Here is a 696-nt window from a genome sequence, read left to right as displayed (position 1 = left end):
CTATTAATGATTATGATAATTTTATGAATAAAAAATGAAAAATAATTGATACTAATAAAGTAACAAAAATAATAAAAGTCTTAAAAATAATGCTGATAAAATTTATGAATTAAAATTTATAACTATTAATGATTATGATAATTTTATGAATAAAAAATGAAAAATAATTGATACTAATAAAGTAACAAAAATAATAAAAGTTGAAATCAGTAAAAATAATATAAATAATTTTTTAAAAGGGAATCCTGTAAATGCAAGCAGTAATTTTTGTTTTATAATTAATAAATTTCTTTAAATATTCTGTAAAAACATTTCTTTTGCACTTATTCAATTTAAACACGGTCGGAGTTTATCATTTATAACATTAACTGCTCAATCTATTCTTTTCTGATTAACATTATTTCTTCTTCTGTGTAAACTTTGCCATCTTCATCTTTTCACATATTATTTATTCTCCTTTAATATAAGCTCCAAGAATTCCAGTTCCTTTTTTAATTTTTCTATGTAATTATTTATTGATACAGTGTTATCTTTTTTATCTATTGTGATTAAGTATTCCATTTCTTTATTTTATTCTCCTTTAATATAAGCTCCAAGAATTCCAGTTCCTTTTTTAATTTTTCTATGTAATTATTTATTGATACAGTGTTATCTTTTTTATCTATTGTGATTAAGTATTCCATTTCTTTATTAAAA

At 19.5% G+C, this 696-nt stretch carries 1 pseudogene; it reads right to left on the bottom strand.

The window, feature by feature from the left end:
- Nucleotides 1–291: 291 nt before the first annotated feature.
- Nucleotides 292–402 (bottom strand): annotated as a pseudogene (locus C6B38_RS10290) (IS30 family transposase); the annotation flags it as partial.
- Nucleotides 403–696: the final 294 nt, after the last annotated feature.

It is taken from the genome of Spiroplasma sp. ChiS (assembly GCF_002968355.1).
Taxonomy (GTDB): domain Bacteria; phylum Bacillota_I; class Bacilli_A; order Mycoplasmatales; family Mycoplasmataceae; genus Spiroplasma; species Spiroplasma citri.
This window is presented reverse-complemented; position numbering and strand designations above follow the sequence as displayed.